Origin of the sequence: Curtobacterium sp. MCLR17_054 (genome assembly GCF_003234335.2) — a bacterium.
Taxonomy (GTDB): Bacteria; Actinomycetota; Actinomycetes; order Actinomycetales; family Microbacteriaceae; genus Curtobacterium; species Curtobacterium flaccumfaciens.
Genome location: NZ_CP126264.1, coordinates 48,867 through 64,835, shown reverse-complemented (window position 1 = coordinate 64,835; position 15,969 = coordinate 48,867). Strand labels below are relative to the sequence as shown.

13 protein-coding genes and 5 pseudogenes are annotated in these 15,969 nt (G+C 65.6%); 5 read left to right on the top strand and 13 right to left on the bottom strand.

Translation table 11 applies throughout. From position 1 onward, the window contains the following. Positions 1–10 precede the first annotated feature (10 nt). From DEJ08_RS18370 to DEJ08_RS18990, 7 genes and pseudogenes are all read right to left on the bottom strand, one after another. Positions 11–223: pseudogene (locus DEJ08_RS18370) on the bottom strand (IS21 family transposase); the annotation flags it as partial. A 423-nt stretch (positions 224–646) separates the two neighbouring features. Continuing rightward, the gene (locus DEJ08_RS18365) at positions 647–1,123 is read right to left on the bottom strand and encodes a hypothetical protein (RefSeq protein ID WP_111055676.1); all 477 of its coding nucleotides are present in this window, start codon (positions 1,121–1,123) and stop codon (positions 647–649) included. Continuing rightward, positions 1,057–2,241 (bottom strand): ATP-dependent DNA helicase, encoded by a 1,185-nt coding sequence (locus DEJ08_RS18360; protein WP_258367319.1) that lies wholly within the window; start codon positions 2,239–2,241, stop codon positions 1,057–1,059. Before DEJ08_RS18360 ends, DEJ08_RS18365 begins: the two co-directional genes overlap by 67 nt. A gap of 29 nt (positions 2,242–2,270) precedes the next feature. Beyond that, positions 2,271–2,501, bottom strand: a pseudogene (locus DEJ08_RS18995) (AAA family ATPase); the annotation flags it as partial. Positions 2,502–2,833: 332 nt separating this feature from the next. After that, positions 2,834–4,027, bottom strand: a pseudogene (locus tag DEJ08_RS18355) (IS3 family transposase). 371 nt (positions 4,028–4,398) lie between these two features. Continuing rightward, positions 4,399–4,890 carry a MarR family winged helix-turn-helix transcriptional regulator gene (locus tag DEJ08_RS18350; protein ID WP_111055673.1) on the bottom strand — a complete coding sequence of 164 codons (492 nt, stop codon included), beginning with the start codon at positions 4,888–4,890 and terminating at the stop codon, positions 4,399–4,401. Between the two features lie 4 nt (positions 4,891–4,894). After that, complete coding sequence (locus DEJ08_RS18990) at positions 4,895–5,146, bottom strand: DUF2510 domain-containing protein (RefSeq protein ID WP_502869464.1); 252 nt, start codon at positions 5,144–5,146, stop codon at positions 4,895–4,897. A 439-nt stretch (positions 5,147–5,585) separates the two neighbouring features. On the opposite strand from DEJ08_RS18990, the gene DEJ08_RS18345 reads away from it, so the two are divergent. The 4 genes and pseudogenes from DEJ08_RS18345 to DEJ08_RS18330 all read left to right on the top strand — a co-directional run bounded on the left by DEJ08_RS18345 (position 5,586) and on the right by DEJ08_RS18330 (position 8,698). Then, the gene (locus DEJ08_RS18345; RefSeq protein ID WP_111055670.1) at positions 5,586–5,795 is read left to right on the top strand and encodes a hypothetical protein; all 210 of its coding nucleotides are present in this window, start codon (positions 5,586–5,588) and stop codon (positions 5,793–5,795) included. A gap of 163 nt (positions 5,796–5,958) precedes the next feature. Continuing rightward, positions 5,959–6,279, top strand: a complete 321-nt coding sequence (locus DEJ08_RS18340; RefSeq protein WP_146248587.1) for a hypothetical protein — start codon at positions 5,959–5,961, stop codon at positions 6,277–6,279. Positions 6,280–6,281: 2 nt separating this feature from the next. Then, positions 6,282–6,515: pseudogene (locus DEJ08_RS18335) on the top strand (integrase core domain-containing protein); the annotation flags it as partial. A 1,288-nt stretch (positions 6,516–7,803) separates the two neighbouring features. Then, positions 7,804–8,698 (top strand): IS5 family transposase gene (locus tag DEJ08_RS18330; protein ID WP_284180522.1). Its coding sequence is split into 2 segments (ribosomal slippage): positions 7,804–8,154 and positions 8,156–8,698, totalling 894 coding nucleotides; the frame shifts between segments, so codons are not numbered across the junction. A gap of 167 nt (positions 8,699–8,865) precedes the next feature. Here the strand turns inward: DEJ08_RS18330 and DEJ08_RS18325 are convergent. Next, a complete protein-coding gene (locus tag DEJ08_RS18325; protein WP_146248601.1) occupies positions 8,866–10,275 on the bottom strand; it encodes a hypothetical protein in 1,410 nt (469 codons plus the stop codon). 367 nt (positions 10,276–10,642) lie between these two features. On the opposite strand from DEJ08_RS18325, the pseudogene DEJ08_RS18985 reads away from it, so the two are divergent. Then, positions 10,643–10,956 (top strand): annotated as a pseudogene (locus tag DEJ08_RS18985) (transposase); the annotation flags it as partial. A gap of 595 nt (positions 10,957–11,551) precedes the next feature. Here the strand turns inward: DEJ08_RS18985 and DEJ08_RS18315 are convergent. From DEJ08_RS18315 to DEJ08_RS18295, 5 genes are all read right to left on the bottom strand, one after another. Then, on the bottom strand, positions 11,552–12,223 hold the full coding sequence (locus DEJ08_RS18315) for a GntR family transcriptional regulator (RefSeq protein WP_111055708.1): 672 nt from the start codon (positions 12,221–12,223) through the stop codon (positions 11,552–11,554). Positions 12,224–12,528: 305 nt separating this feature from the next. Then, complete coding sequence (locus DEJ08_RS18310; protein ID WP_111055707.1) at positions 12,529–12,867, bottom strand: histone-like nucleoid-structuring protein Lsr2; 339 nt, start codon at positions 12,865–12,867, stop codon at positions 12,529–12,531. A gap of 251 nt (positions 12,868–13,118) precedes the next feature. Next, a complete protein-coding gene (locus DEJ08_RS18305) occupies positions 13,119–13,964 on the bottom strand; it encodes a L,D-transpeptidase (RefSeq protein WP_111055706.1) in 846 nt (281 codons plus the stop codon). Continuing rightward, positions 13,961–15,223 carry a putative Ig domain-containing protein gene (locus tag DEJ08_RS18300; protein ID WP_181439095.1) on the bottom strand — a complete coding sequence of 421 codons (1,263 nt, stop codon included), beginning with the start codon at positions 15,221–15,223 and terminating at the stop codon, positions 13,961–13,963. The genes DEJ08_RS18305 and DEJ08_RS18300 overlap by 4 nt, the downstream gene beginning before the upstream one ends. A gap of 175 nt (positions 15,224–15,398) precedes the next feature. After that, positions 15,399–15,956 carry a hypothetical protein gene (locus DEJ08_RS18295; RefSeq protein WP_146248600.1) on the bottom strand — a complete coding sequence of 186 codons (558 nt, stop codon included), beginning with the start codon at positions 15,954–15,956 and terminating at the stop codon, positions 15,399–15,401. Positions 15,957–15,969: the final 13 nt, after the last annotated feature.

The window sequence follows — 15,969 nt, the reverse complement described above, 5'->3', positions numbered from 1 at the left end:
TGCTGCAGCGTCCTTGTGGGCTGGATTGGATCATCTGTGCCGTGATCGTGCGGGAGAACCCCAGGACCATCACCAGCACAGGCAGGACGCGGTCCTGACCAGCCGCGACCGGGATCGGAGTCTCGGGGAACCAGAGATCGCATTGCGCGATCTCGCCCGGCTGATACGCGGTCTTGTCGACCGGATCGATGCCGGCGTACTCCGGCCGCAACTTCGACACTCGTGCCGGGTTCGCCGGCACATCCACGGCCGCACCAGCCGTGTTCCGGTCGGCGCCGTCGCGGTCGCGGACCCACCCAGTGCGGCGGAGGTCCTCGTGCGCCTCGTCGGCGACTGCCCACGCGTGCCGCTCGGCCCGGTCAACATGGCCAGGGCTCGGGATTCGCAGCACCTCATCCGGGATGCCGTGGTCGTCCCGGTACGCGGCGACGGTCGCGAGCTGGACTCGCCTTGCTTCCCGATCAGCACCATCATGCGGTTCGACACCGTACTGGCGAACCCACGCCGGCCAACGCTCCAGCAGCCCGTCCACGTCAACCGCCGCCGCCGTGTGCGTCAGCGTCGCGGTCGTTGTCGCCTGCTCGCGAGCCAGGCGTTCCTGCGGCTCCGGAGGTCCAGGCCGGCGGCGCGGGCGTCCGCCATGCCATCACGGCGTGCGCACCCCGCGACTCCTCGGACAGGACAGCCTCACTGTCGGCACGCCGAACGCTTCCCGATACGCAACAATCCGGCCAATGCCCTCCCGCCACTGCGCAGCCCGCTTCGGATCCTCGGGGACGGCGCCGAAAGGTTCTGCCCATGCCGGCGGATCGGTGATGACCCGGTCGACGAGGAACTGCACGCGGTCTCGCATCAGGCCTTGTTGCGTCTGCAGCCAGGTGCGCACCTCGGGTGCGCCGAGGTGCTGGTTGAACGGGGTGATCCACTTCGGGAGCCCGTCGATGGGTTCCAGGTCGGTGCCGATCGTGGTGACCGGACCAAGCCGCCACCAGTACACCCGCGCCGGAGACTTGATCGGATCGATCGTGTCGAGGTCCCGCCGCCGCACCAACCCGCTCAGGGTGGACGGCAGGTGCGTGCCGGCGAGGTCGTGGTCGACAGGCGCGCTGCGAACGTCGCCCATGCTTCGTCATCAATGATCCGATCGGCGAGCTCCTTCGGCAACGCCGCCCGCACCGCACCCTCGGCGCGTTCGATCGCTTTCGGGTCCAGCGCGGCGGTGCGGGCGTGGTCGTACTGGGGCAGCAACGTCGCGAGGTTGGATGTGGCGTCCTGTTCGGCGCGCATCGTCTCGGTCGCGGACTTCGGTGCGATGTCGCGGGCGAGGATCTGTTCCAACGCGCCACGGATGGACTGTTCTCGTTCGTCGTCGGTGTGGCCGGAGGAGTCCAACGGCTTGTCGATGACGACGTAGATCCGGTTCTCTTCCTTCGCGCGACTCGTGTCGACGTACGCCTCAGCCCAGGTGCTGCGGTCCGGGTCGATCACGGACCCGGATGTGCCGACGGTGTCGCCCTGCACGCCGTAACTGGTTGACGCGTAGCCCAGCTGTACATGCTCGTCCACGTAGGTCAGTGGCAGGGTGACGGTGCCGCCGTGGCCGTGGTGTTTGGCCATCACCCCGTACGGGCCGACCGCGGTCACCGTCCACAGGTCGCCGTTCTGCACCCAGTCCTTGCCCTGGTTCATCCGGAGCCGGCGGTCGTTGTTGCGGGTCAGGATCGTGTCTCCGACACTGACCGTGTTGCTGTCCGCGAGGGCGTGTCCGTCCCGCGCAACAGCACCGGCGGTGCCGCGGTCAGCGCGCGCTCGGGCGTTCAACGCAGACACTTCTTCGCTCGTGCCGACGATCATCAGCGATGACTTCCCGGCGTCGATGTCGCGTTTCCAGCCGACGTAGACCCGATCCATGACCTTGTCACGGGTACCGGCGAACACGCGGCCGTTCTCGATATAGAAGTTCAGCCCCTCCACGTTGCCGGCGCGGATCTGCAGCGACGCCGCGGCTTCTTCCTTCGCCTTTGGGCCGGAGAAGCGGTACACCTCGTTCAACCGGGCAACATCGGTCTCCCGGTCCAGCAGGCGCAGGATGCCGCCGGCACCGATTGAGCCGTGCTGCGCCGGGTCGCCCAGCGGCAGCAGGGCCGCGCCGTGCTCATCGGCAAGGGCAAGGAGCCGTCCGAGTTCGGGCGTGCCCGCCATCGATGCTTCATCGACCAGCAGCAGCGTGTTCCGGTCAATGCGACGGGGACACCGGTGCGCTTCGCGGTCGTGCCTAGCACGAGGACCCGGCCACCGCCGTCTTCGACGGCATACACGGTGGCACGCATCGCGGTCGTCTTCCCTGTCCCGGCGGGGCCGATCCCGGTCCGGATACGGGTGCCCGCGGTTGCGAAGTGGCGCGCCAACGCGATCTGCCCGGCGTTCAGTGCGTGGCGGCCGTCAGGGACCTGGGCGGCGTTGAAGCGAGCGATCGCGGCATCGAAGCGTGCGGCGGGCATGCTGAACCCGTCTGCTGTGCGGGCGGCATGCAGGACCGTTTCCTCGGTGCGGAGTGTCTTCTCCGACGTGTACTGCTCCGCGCGGTGGATGCGGAACATGCTCTCGCCGTTGCGGCAGCGCAGCTGCTGCGGCACCGGGTTCACTTCCGGCGGCGTCAACGACACCGACCGGCCCGATCGCCGCGGCCGTGATGTCCGTGGGTGAGCTGCCGCACATCGGCGCCGGTGGCCTGCGCGACGCGACGCGCGAGACGTTCCGCTTCCGCTTGCAGGTCGTTGTCCCGCCACGTCGAACAGTAAGGGTCTGCTGCACGGATAGGCGACGGTTCTAGTCACGCCGCCAGTACGACGTTCGTCTTCATGATGGTTTCGAACTCGATGGGTCGTCAATCGGCCGAGGCGGGCCTGACGGCGATGCCGATGGTAGGTCCGTTCGATCCACGTCACGATTCCGATTCGTAGTTCTTCACGCGTTGCCCACGCGCGTCGGTTCAGGACGTTTTTCTGCAAGAGCGCCAAGAAGCCCTCTATCGCGGCGTTGTCACCACAGGAAGCGACTCTGCCCATCGATCCGACCATGCCGTGGCAGGTGAGTGCCCGACGCAGCTTCCGGCTCCGAAATTGCGATCCTCGATCCGAATGCAGGACACAACCGGCCACGTCGCCACGCATCCGGACCGCGTTCTCTAACGCCGAAACTGCCAGCTGCGACTTCATTCGGGGAGTCGATCGAGTACCCCACGATGCGTCCGGAGTAGGCGTCCTTGACCGCGCAGAGGTAGAGCTTGCCCTCCGCGGTGGTGTGCTCGGTGATGTCGGTCAACCACAGCCGGTTCGGCGTCGCGGCGGTGAACACGTGCCGGACCCGACCATGCTCGTCGGTCACCGTGCACAAGTCGTCGTGGACTGCGGGGCGGGGCTTCTTGCCGTTCTTGCCACGCTTCTTCCCGAACACGCTCCACCAGGCGTTGTCCGACACGATCGTCCACGCGGTCCGGTCCGCCATCGGTTCGCCGGCATCGCGGGCCTCGTCGACGAGGAGCCGGTACCCGAACTCGGGATCATCGCGGTGCGCATCGAACAACGCGTTCGCTCGATACGCCGCCATCACCTCGGCCTGCGAAATCGGAGCCGCCAACCACCGGTAGTAGGGCTGACGGGAGAGCTTGAGAACCCGGCACGTCACCGCGACGGGGATCCCGTCCGCGGCGATCTCGCTCGCGAGTGGGTAGAGCCTTTCCCGGCAGATTCGCCGGCGACAGATACGCCGCCGCCCGTCGGAGCACCTCGACTTCCTGCTCCAGGAGCCGGTTCCGGCGCCGCAGCTCACGGACCTCCTCGGACTCGGCGCGCGTGGTTCCTGTTCGTTCCCTGTCGTCGACGGCTGCGCGGCGAAGCCACTTCGTCAACGTCATCGGGTGGACACCGAAGTCGGCGGCGATCTGCTCGATCGTCACTCCCGGCTCACGATTCTGAGCGACCCGGACGACGTCATCGCGGAACTCCTGCGGGCAGGGCTTGGGCACGAGTGCATCCTTCCAGGCCCCCACCGGGCAAGCCAGATCAGATGTCACATATCCGTGCAGCAGACCCGTCCTCGAGGAAGCACACTCCGTACTTGCATGGCAGCGCACACGATTGCGGAAGGGCTCGAGAAGCGCGCACCGGCAACGCGTTCGCGTGGCGTTAATTATCGTTGCGGCGACGCTGCTTTGGGCTGCCGGCTACTGCTTCCTTGTCGCATCCTGACCACACTGGAGCTCTTGGCGCGGTGTGGCCTGACCTTGTCTAAGTGGACGGGGCAACTGATACCGCGTAGCCAGAGGATGCCAATCCGAGGTGCAAATGGCGCCCCCTTTCTTACCCCGCGGGCGCGCCTGCAGGGAGGGGCCTTGGCTCAGTGGGGGTTTTCGAGGACGTCGGAGACGTGGTTGAAGAAGCGTGTGATGGTGTGGGCGTCTTCGGGGGCAAGGGTGGCGGCGAGTGATTTGATGCGATCGTCCAGGGCGACGAGACCCGCGTTGAGCGAAGGCGTACTACGGATGAGGGTGCAGCGTCGGTCGGTGGGGTGCGGCACCCGTACTGCTAAGCCGGCCTCTTCAAGGGTGTGTAGCAGGGTCGTCACGCTTGGGGTGCTGATGCAGAGGATCAGGGCAAGGTCGCTGCGGCCAAGCGGGGATCCGAGGCGTTCAGCACTGATGATCTCCCGAAGCGCGGCCGCTGCTGTGGTGTTGGTGCCTGCGGCGGCGCAGATCCGTTCCAGCGCGGCATTGTAAGAGAGGTGCAGTTGGAGGAGCGCCTCGAGGACCGCATGCGTCGATCCATTCCGCTCGTCCATCCCGTTGTCGAGATCACTGTGGGAGCCGGTGAGAGCTGATGTGAGGCGCATGACGTCAATCCAGCCGAGAACGTTGCGTAACAGGAGCCCATGGCTGGCTCCTTGAGGGCACGCAGGGGAGCGCTGACTCGATCAGCGGGTTGCGGGCTCGCGCACGGACTATGTTCGTCCATCCGTGTCCATCCCACCATCGGATGGCCCCGCCAGGGTCGACATACCAGCCGGCAGACAGTGCATGCGAAACCGCATAGTCCGACGTCTCGTGGCGGTCAAGATGCCTATTGCCTTCAGGTCCAGGCGCGGCCACAGCACTCACAGCTCAGAGTGGGCGGTGGTGGCATCCGGCCGGTCGGGCTGCTGCCGCTGCTGGAGTCGCTGCACATACGTATCCAGGGAACGGGAGAGAAGCGCCGTCATTGCGACGATCCCGACCAGGCCCAACGTTGCTAACAAGTAACCGCTCATATTCTGAACATACAGACGATTCTGTCTGCCGTCCAACGCCGCCCTTGCGCACCGTAACTGTGCCAACCCAAGGGCCGCGTACTCCCGGCGTGCCTCTACCGACCGTTTGTAGCTCATCGCAGACGAGGGGGTAGGTGAGGTCTGAAGCCAGCCGAGCTGCCGGACGGGCCCGGTCGCGACGATCCCAACGAACACGTTGACCTCCTCACGGTAGCGCCGGTCGCACCGTCGTTATGTGTAGTTTAGTGTTCAACCGTTTCAATGTCGAAAGGATCACCCGCATGACGTTGATGTCAGCGACACCGCCGAAGTTCATCACCAATCACCGGATGGTTGAGCAGACGCTGCGGTGGGATGACGCTCGCGCTGCCGTGTTCGAGTACCTCACCGCTGTCGATAAGCATGCTGCTCTGGCTGATCCGCAGATCCGGGAGGAGCACGCGGACGCGTTGATCGATCTGATGCGGCGCCTCGTCACGCACGGCCGTTGATGCGAACGCTCGCGCTCGAGGCTTGCTGTATCGCCGTCGCGATCGTGGGGGCCGCGGCTGGCGCTGCCGGCGCCGGGTTCGGTTTGCCGTTGGTGGCTATGGCTGCGGTCGGGTGGATGATCTGCCAGTTCCGCGCTACCGCTGCTTCATCATCGGATGAGGGATGCCCGGCTGTATCGGTGCCGATCCCGCCGTTCGAACCAGTGATCGCGTGGGACAACCTGCACGCGGACCTGCTGGCGCGTGCGATGGTGCGGCGGATTTCCCCGCCTACCTCAACCGCGATCGGTACTCCGGATTGATCACCGTGCACGCGCTAACAGCCAACGGCCCTTTGGACTGCGGGTTCCTGTTCGCAGCGACCAACGACGCGATCGCGCCACTGGTCCACGCGAATACTGCGCTCGGCCTCACCAGCGCCGCGCATGTGTACCTCGTCGCCGGCCCTGACGGCTCGGTCGACTCGTGGCTGACCCGCGTGTGACAACGCTCATGGAGAGGATCAACGGGCTGTACAAGACCGAGTGCGTCCGCACCAACGTGTTCCACCCGGGCGCGTATCGCAGCATCGATGACGTCGAGTACGCCACCGCCGCGTGGGTCGAGCGGTACAACAACCGCCGGCTCCACTCCACCCTCGGCATGCTCCCACCAGCCGAGTACGAACACGCCCACTACGCTGACACACACGTTACGAGGCAGCTCGCCAGCCACCCGTAACCCGCCGGCAGAGAAACCAGGGCGGTTCAGAGTGCATGCCTACCTCCGCGCGGTGGCACCGCCCGCGGGCGAGTGACGTATGCGAGCGTGACCAGAACCGCAGATCAGCGAATATTCACAGCTCGGATCTAACGGCGTGTCCCTGTAACTGCGCTGGTATCCGTGAGACGAAAGTAAGGACCCACTGTTCGGACGAGCGCGGCTGGACGGAGTAAAACGAACACGTTGCCGAGGAGTTCGGCGACGTTCAGAGAACTGGGCACGGCCGCCGCGCCGCGCACTGATGCAAAGGAGCAACACCGTGGATGAACTGATCAACGACATCCTCAATTCGCTTGACCTCACCGATCCACTGATGGATCTTCTCGGAGATGTCCTCGGGGGCTGAGAGCACAGACTGTGTGTGCGGGGAGCGGGGCTGTTCCTGCCTTCCCGCACACACAGGGCGGATTTGGCGTTGCGCCCGGCAGCGGGCGTGTTCACTGGCCGGTTGGCCGTCGTGCGGAACGTCACCGTGGTGCCGGTCGCGGTGATGTCGATGAACCGGCCGATGACTGACGGGTCAACGGAGCAGTCGTTCCGTCGACACGGAGGTAGTAGTCCCGGGCTTGCAGCCCGATGATCGGCGGATGGGCTTGGCCGACCGATCATCCGACCCCGGTCCTGCTGCAGCAGCTCAACGGGGCGGCCCTTCTTCCTCTCCCTTTCGTTGTTTGCCCGGGAAGGCACGAAGTGCCGATCGGACGAGGGGCCGGGATGCAAGCCCAAAGCGGCGACGCTCCGAGAAATTTTGACCGGCCCCCTCCCGCCGACGCAGGAGATCCAGCTGACGGGGCCGGTCGGAAGTTCTCGCGTGCGGCGGTGGCGACGGCTTGTACCCCGGAACCTCGTCCGTGCAACCGCCGAAGGCTTCCCGGGCAAACAACGAACCCCTCCGGTGTTCGACAAGCACTCCGCTGGCGGAGCCGGCTCATATCAGTCAGAAAAGGCCGCCGCAGGCGGGGCAGCTCAGACAACGCAGGCCGCCGGCACTGAACTGCGGCCCGCTCAACGCTTCCGTGCTCGAGGAGCTCGCTGGCGCGCAGAGGCCGCCGACATGAAGCGGCCCCGGCCCGCAAGGGGAAAAGCAGGACCGGGGCCGGTACCACTCGGATCAAACTTAGAGGCTGACCCAAGCAGCTGCGATCGAACGTGGGGGGGGGCAGCCCGAGCGCACGTCGACGGTAACGCGAGAGGACCTAGGGCGTGTCTTGTAATCGGTTGCTCGTGATTCCTGGATGCTGTTGGGGTGCCTCGCTTCCAGTTGCTCTCGGATGCTCAGTGGGTGTTGATCGCTGATTTGTTGCCCGGTCGGACGGGTCGCGCGGGGCGGCCGTTCGCGGACGCCAGGAGCATGGTCGAGGGCATCATCTACCGGTACCGGACCGGGATCGCGTGGCGGGACCTGCCGCGGACGTTCGGGCCGTGGCAGACGGTATGGGCTTGGCATCGCCGGCTCGCTGGCGATGACACCTGGGATATCGTCCTCGACCGGCTCTTGACCGCGGCGGACGCGGCCGGGCAGGTGGACTGGTCGGTGTCGGTGGACTCCACGATCGCCCGTGCGCATCAGCACGCCACGAACATCACCCGCACCACAGGGGGCTTCATCGAATTACACGGATCCTCGGTCCGAGCCGCCTGACCACGGGTTCGGCCGCTCCCGCGGCGGCCTGTCCACGAAGGTGCACCAGCTCGTCGACGGGCACGGGCTGCCGCTGGTGACACTGATCACACCCGGGCAGGCCGGCGACTCACCGATGCTGCTGCCCCTGCTGGCCGAGCTTCGCGTCGCTCGGCCAGTCGGCCGGCCACGCACCCGACCCGAGAAGCTCCGCGGTGACAAGGCGTACTCATCCCGAGCCATCCGAGCCCATCTGCGCGGTCGCGGCATCGAGGCAGTGATCCCGGAACCCCGCGACCAGCAAGGACACCGAAAGCGGCGCGGATTCCGCGGCGGCAGACCCGTCACCTACGACCCGATCGACTACAAACAGCGCAACGTCATCGAGCGCGGCTTCTGTCGGTTGAAGCAGTGGCGAGGCCTGGCGACCCGGTACGACAAACTCGCGATCGTCTACCGCGCCGCCGTCGTCCTCAACGCCGTCATCGCCTGGCTCCACCAATTGCAAGACACGCCCTAGACGGGTCGTTGTGGACCTGCCGCGAGCAGCAACCAAACGATGGTGCCTCGTGGGTGGCAAGAAGTCCTCGACGTCGGCCGAGCCGAAGCCGAGGGGCCTCGCAGCGACCGATCTTCAGACCCGCGTGTTATCAGTCTGAAGATCGGGTGTGGCTGCTCTCGGGCGGGCTACCGGCGCTGTCCGGTGACGGGGTTTTTGCCGAGGTGCGTGGTGCCGGTAACAGTGAGGTGGAAGGACACTTCGGCGCCATTGCTCGCGGTTGCGACGACAGTCACGGAGCCACTGTCCCCAGCGATGATGCGGGGGGTGCCAGTGAGACCGTTCTCATCAGTTTTGCGGTCCGCAGTGCTGGTGCCATCTGCGAAGGTGGTGCCGGTCGCGCCGCGGATCTCGAACTGCACGCCGGCACCTTGCACGGCAGCGCCGGCGGAGTTGGTGACCTTGACGCGAAGGTTGTGACCGAAGGGCGTGTAGGGGGCGGTTTCTTGCCCGTCACCGGAATCGACCTGCAGGTGAGTGGGGTTTCCCGGGACGACGCTTTCGGAGAAGTCGATGGTCTTAGTGACGCCGTCCGCTTCCACTTCGACCGTGAAGGGGCCCGCTTGTGGGCCAGCGATCATGGTTGGTGCGGTCGCGGCGCCAGTCTGATCAGGGTCGTTGGTATTGGTTGCACTGGTCACGACAACGCTTGTCCCATCCGCTGCCAGGCGCGCGTTCGGGGTCTTCGTGGTGTCGAACCGGGTGCCGGTGTTGCCCCGAATGGTGAAGGTGACGGGAATATTGCCGACGCCGAGGCCGGTGTTGGTCTCGACACGGGCGGCGAGGTCGGTGCCGTATCGGGCGCCCGCTTCAGCGGACTGGTCGTCCCCGGCCGCGATCACCACGCGTTGCGCGACGACCGGACCGACATGCAACACGAACTCCACTAACGCCGACCCAGCTGTCGCCCGGACTCGCACGTCACCGTTACGGGGACCAGCGACGAGCTCCCGGTCGGTGGTTGCAACACCGTCCGGGGTGGTGGCGACGATGTCCGGGTTCGCGTCACGGAACACCGTCCCGGTGTCGCCGTCGTCCTGGACCTGGAAGGCTACGGAAGCGCCAGGCACAGGTTGCCCAGACACGGTCCTCGCGACTGCGGCAAGGGGTGCGAACGAATCACCACTAGAAACGGTCTGGTTGTTCCCATCCGCCACGTGTAGTGCCCCCACGGACAGGCTGGACAACCGTGACAGGTCGAGAGGGTGTGCGGTTGTGGCTCCACCTAACCAGGTTGAGGCAGCGCTGTCGTTGACCCAGATCCCGATGAAGTAGTTCGCTTGTCCTGCGAGTCGGACGCTGCCGTTCGGGTCAACGGTCCAGGTCTGCAACGCTGACTGATCACAGCGCTGCGCCTGCACTGACGTCGAGGACGGCGTCGTCGAGAGCGACGCGATGCAGAGCCCGTTATCGCTGCCAACGATCGGCCCGTTCTGCCCGACCGCAGGGAACGAAAAAGCCGCCCCGTCCGAGGAACCATTCACCAGCGCTGGACGTTCGCCCGCCACTGGCACCTGCCAGGCATATGGGCCCTTCATTACGGCTGGTCCCTCCATCCGGGTCGCCGCCGCGCCGCCACCCGCTGCGGTATCAGCAGCAACTGCTGGGGCGCCCCCAGCAGCCACACACGCTGCCACGAGCCCCACTACACTCCGCTGCAACCAGTTCATCCGCCGCATCAGCACCCTCTCTCTCATCCGCTCCCACGAGCAGTGCCTCATGGATATAATCAGCATGCCACATGTGTACCTTTCTGGCCGCGCTCGGAAACGATTGGGGAAACTGCCTCAGTAGCCGGCCAGCTCCTCTGTCCGTTGGGGACTGACTGAATAACGGCGTGGCGGGTCCGGTTTGATCCGAGATGAGATGGCGGTGGCTGACACGTCCGAAGCCATCGACGAGACGATAATCGATCCCGTGACGGAGTGATCATCGATCAGGAGGACCTTGCCGAGCGGCTGCTCGCGCAGGCGAAGGAACAGGGCGTGAGCCTGGTCGGCCCGGGAGGGGCTGAACCAGCTCACGAAGTACGTCTTGGGACCACATCGGACGCTGAGTTGACCGAGCACCTCCGTCACGAGCATGGCGGTGCACCGCTGAATGACAACATGCGCAACGGGACCCGGACGGAAGCGGTGCTCACCGAGATCGGGTCCGTCCAGATCGAAGTCCCCCGGGGCCGGGACGGGTCGTTCTGGCCGGTGATCGTGCCTCGCCGAAACGAAGGAACAGGGCGTGGGCCCGATTGGTCGGGCGGCCCGCTGAACCACCTCACGAAAACGGTGCTTCAGGCGGCGATGAACGCCGAGCCCGAGTATCTCGGCCACGAGCACGTCGGGGCCCGTTCAGACATGTCACCTTGGGTACGTAAACAGCCCAGCGAATGGCCGCGTGAGTGTAGGAGGTGCTGAGCGCGGCGTTGCCGTCGAGGCAGCGCCTATCGAAGTCCTCAGGGAGAAGATCTCACAGCTCATCTAGCGACCTCGGCGGTGACGGTCGCGGTGTCACTAATCGTCGCGATGTGGGTGCGCGCGAAACTCGTGGCGGCGTGCTGCTGACGAAACATGGGGACGTGGAACGACTCCAGAAGCCGGGCTGCTCGACCATGACGCTGACGTTCTGCGGCGAGTTACGCCCTTGGCGGGGGCGTTTGCAGAGCGCCTTGATGGAATGTGTGGTGTGCCTCGTGAGGGTGTTGGAGGCTGCGGGGATGTTCGTTTCGTTGCACTCCAGGAATACCCTTTGGCTCGGGCAAGGTGTGTGGATTGGCAGTGGCAGTGGCAGTGGCAGTGGCAGTGGCAGTGGTGCGTCGTTTCAGATGTTGTGGCGGGTAATAAATTCATCGGCGAGGCGGTCGATGACGGTGAGCGCAGCGTCGAGTGCTACTGGGTCGGCGTTGTGGACCGCGTTGTCGAGCTCGGTCATGAGGGTGGCGGTGCCGGGCAGGTCGTAGGCGGTCTCACCAAGACGGGCGGTATGTGCAATCACGGGGCGCAGACGTCCGGCAGTGTCGATGAGGACGGGGTTGCCGGAGTGGTTGGGTAGGAAATCAAGCACATCGAGGACAGAGCCGATGAAGACGTCGCCATCGGTGAAGGTGTCGATGTCGTCGGTGACGACCTGCACCTGGTCGTGGAACTGCGCAGCGAGGTCGGGGGTGCAATGCTGGAGGAAGAGGTGGCCGCCGAGACGCCAGAGCGCGACGGCGACGGTGATGGTGTCGATGAAGCGTGCGGGGGAGGGTTCCGCGACGCGGGTGTACCGGTTCGGGGCCATGTCGATCAGGCCGATCTCCACCAGTCGGCTGATTGCTTGCCGCACGGTCGCGGGCGACATGTCGAGTTCTGCCGCAACGGCGCTGTCATCGATCGCCGCGCCGGCAGCGAGGGTCCCGGTGCTGATCTGGGCAAGGAGATGCTGATAGGCAACTTCGGAGAGCGGAGTCCGGTTCGGGCGGACGGGAGCGGGAGTCTTCGGGACCGGCATGCTGGTCGGTTCTCCAGTTCGTTGGGCTGCAGGGCAGAAGGGGAATAGTGTTGGTGGTTACGCTGCACGGTGTGGAGGAAGAGTATCGCGCATTGCAAGTGGCTTACCGACGTGGGTCTTGTCGGTGCACGGCGCCGTGCGATTCGAGCGGTGAATCTCCTCGACCCGGACCAGGATGACTTCCCGGCCGTGGAGGCGGAGCTGCCGCGTACACTCAGTCTGGTGCGGCAGGTGCAAGACGAGCGTCGCCGCCACGACCGATAAAGGCCGGGGCAGTGACGGCGACACTCACCCGTACTGACCACTCAGTGGGCGGCGGCGTATGCGTCTTTCACCGTCTGACTGATCCGACCACGAGCAGACACCTCGTACCCATTCGAAGCCGCCCACTCCCGGATGCGAGCGAGCTCGTCCGCGTTACTACGGCTCGTACTGCGCTTCTCAGTGCTGTTCTTTCGGGTGATTTTCCGGGCAGCGGCGATGTAGTCCGCAACCACGGTCCGGAACTGTTCAGCGTTGGTGTCGGTGAGGTCGATTTCGTAGTGGGTACCATCGAACGCGAATGAGACCGTCTTCCCGGTGCCGGGTTCGATGACGTCACCGGTGAGGTCATCGATGAGATTCGTGGTGATTTGCTGCGCCATACGGGACACTCCTACATCATGAGGGAACAACGAAAGAACCAGCGTCGCATATGCGAACGCATCAGCTCCTGAACGGCGCGGGAAACTTCGCCGAAACTCGGTGAAGACAATGGCGAGGGTACCGTCGTCGACACAACTTCTCTCAGGCCCGAACAACCCCCTGGTGCAACTCCCCCTTGAAACCCACCGAACACCTGGGACGAGGAGGCGCTGCCGTCGAGGACGACCGGAGATACCAAACCCGTGAATATTTATGGCTCCAGGGTGATGGGGGTGCCGACCGGGAGCGCGGTGAGCGCGGTGATGGTGTCGGTGTGGACACGGACACAGCCGTGGGTGGCTACTGCTAGCGGTCCTGTGGCGTAATGGATGCCGATCAGGCCGCCGTCGTGGCCTCGGTAGGGTTCGTCTGCTGCGGTCGCGTGGAGGGATGTCAACTGGATGGGGTAGATCCGTTGTCCTTGCGCGGGGTCACGGTACCGCTCTTGGAGGTACCCGGTGACCCCGACCGGGGTGGGAGTGTTCGGCGCGCCGATCCCGGCCGGCCATTCGTGGGTGGCACCGTGCGGGTCGGTGATCGTGAGGGTGCCGGTGTTGACGTGCACGGTGGCCCTGCTACGGACGGAGATCGAGGGGGCAAGGTCGGCAGTATGCGCCCACGCGGCGGTCTGCGCCGGCGCTGACGGGTGCCTGGGCGTCCGGGACGAGGGCAGCTGCTGCCGTGCGGGCGTGAGGATCAACGTCCAGGTCTGGTTACCACGCACCGCGATCGTCGTCGTCGGTCGATCGATGAAGTTCCGCTTCCGGAGAACCGCGACCGGAGTCTTCCGGTCGGCACCATACAGGACGGTGTCTCGGCGGAGGTGATGCGTATCGACCGGCGCACCAGCTGGCAAAGTGCGGGTAAACGGGATCAGTCCCGGAATCACCGCATCGTAACGGGCCTCAGGCAGCGCGCCCCGACGATCCGCAGCCGCGGTGTCACCGCTACCGGAGACGTGGATGATTGTGGTGACCGCGATGCTCGTGACGATCGCGAGGATTGTGGCGAGGACCCAGGTGAGCGTGTGGGGGTGGTGACGGTGTGGCTGGTTCATCCGCTGACCACCGGGAGATGCCGTCCGGAACTCCCTCCCCCGCTGTCACCGTTGCCACCGCTCATGTCGGGTTGCGTGGTGACTGTGACGGGGTAGGTGCGGGTTCCGGTGCCCGCCGCATTCTCCGCCGCCACGGTCACTGTCATCGTCGCGGCGTGCTGGGGTGTGCCGGTGATCTGCCCGGTGTGGGAGTCCAGGGTTAGCCCGGCAGGCAGAGCGCCGTGGGTAATCCGCCACGTGTCGATGTGCGTATCAGCCTGCAATTGTGCGGCGTACGCGACCCCGACCCGCCCCTGTGGAAGGGCGGGGGTGAGGATGTGCGGGGTGGTGACCTTGTTGAGGACGTCAACCTGCATGCCCGTTCCGGTACTGACAAACGCGGTTGCGCCGTCCGGCGACACCGCAACCCACCAGGGTCGTGCCGCGACCGGGACCGTGCCGGTGACCGTGTGCGTGGCCGTGTCGATTACCGTGACCGTGTTATCACGGTCATCCGTCACGAACAGCTCCCCCACCCCGAGGCTGCTGCGCAACGGTAGCGCCCCGGACGGAATTGTGGCGATCGTGGCACCAGAGGCTTCATCGATCGCGAGGACACTGTGCCGGTCCGCGGCCGTCACGTACCCGGTGTCCGTCGCTGGATCCACCGTGACATGCGATGACGCGGTCCCCGTCAGCACCGGGGTGACCGCTCCGGTGGCCGGGTTCACCGTCATCGTGGAGAGCAGTCCAGACGCCCACACGGTATGCGTGTGCGGGTTCACGGTTACCTCATCCAGTTCCGTGTCCGCTTCCGCGACCGCACTCGTCGCCCCGGTGTCCGGGGTAACCCGGTACAGTGACCGACCGCTGGTGAGGTACACGGTGTGCGTGGCCGTGTCTACCGCGATCCCGGACGGGGCAAACGGCAGTGTCAACGTATACGCCGGCTGGTTGATGGAGGCATCAATCACGACCAGGTACCGCCCGGATGTTCCGAGACCGTACACCAGGTTCCGGTCCGGGTCGTCTACCAGCCGTTCCACCCCCACCCCGGGCACCCGTACCGATCCCGTAACCGCATGCGTTCTCCCATCCACCACCAATACCTGTTCGCTCCCCGTGGCGAGCAGCACCGTGTCCGTACCAGGATTCGCCACCGCCTCACGCACCTGCGTACCCGGGGTGATCTCCGCGGTTTTCTCCCACGCTGACCCCGCACCATGCGCCACCGAACCGCCAGCGGTCACCGAACCGGCTACGACCACTGCAGCCGTCACCGGCATCAACCACCGCATCACACGCACAACAACACTCCAACACCAGTCAGCAACAACAAACAGTTCAAAACAGCACCCCCGCGCACCGGGCAACTCCCCCTCCAGACGCGCCCCGCGAGAGCGCGGGGACCGGACCCCGAAGAGCGAACGGACAGAGGGACGGGCGGCAGCGGGGTCACCCCTGTGGGGCGTACTGCACGTAGAACGTCGCATCTACCTGATACGTCCGTTCCGGCTGCAACACCTCCGGATCCGCCAACGCCAACCGCACCCGCACCCGCACCCGCCCCGTACCATCAACACCCTGAGGGCACGACACCGAGGGAATCTGCGCACACGCGTCCTGGATACTCAACGGATCCGACAACGTCCCCGCCGGCACCCACGTGTCTCCCCGCCCATCACGGCCCGCGTAAAACACCGACACCGCCGACGCCAACCCGGCACCTGCCCCGCCCTCAGTGCGGAGCATCCCATCAAACGCCGCCGGACGAGCAGCATCGTTCACCACAACCCAACTGCCCTCAACCGCCTCCCCCGCCGACGTGAACCCATACCGGATCGGGTCCCCCACCACACGCACCCCCTCCAACGGCGCAACCACCACACCCCCATCCACGACCGGAACGGCAGACCCACCAGCCACCGCTGCTGCCACCACAAGCAGCGCCGCGAGTCCCCACGTCAGAACCTTCCCCACCCGCCTCCACACCCCGGCCACTGCCCGGGTCACCGGCCTAGCACCA

Coding starts and splice junctions, on each gene's coding strand:
- DEJ08_RS18365 (WP_111055676.1), bottom strand. CDS start 1,123: ATGGGCGACGTTCGCAGCGCGCCTGTCGACCACGACCTCGCCGGCACG.
- DEJ08_RS18350 (WP_111055673.1), bottom strand. CDS start 4,890: ATGCGCCTCACATCAGCTCTCACCGGCTCCCACAGTGATCTCGACAAC.
- DEJ08_RS18345 (WP_111055670.1), top strand. CDS start 5,586: ATGACGTTGATGTCAGCGACACCGCCGAAGTTCATCACCAATCACCGG.
- DEJ08_RS18340 (WP_146248587.1), top strand. CDS start 5,959: ATGCCCGGCTGTATCGGTGCCGATCCCGCCGTTCGAACCAGTGATCGC.
- DEJ08_RS18325 (WP_146248601.1), bottom strand. CDS start 10,275: ATGAAGGGCCCATATGCCTGGCAGGTGCCAGTGGCGGGCGAACGTCCA.
- DEJ08_RS18315 (WP_111055708.1), bottom strand. CDS start 12,223: ATGCCGGTCCCGAAGACTCCCGCTCCCGTCCGCCCGAACCGGACTCCG.
- DEJ08_RS18310 (WP_111055707.1), bottom strand. CDS start 12,867: ATGGCGCAGCAAATCACCACGAATCTCATCGATGACCTCACCGGTGAC.
- DEJ08_RS18305 (WP_111055706.1), bottom strand. CDS start 13,964: ATGAACCAGCCACACCGTCACCACCCCCACACGCTCACCTGGGTCCTC.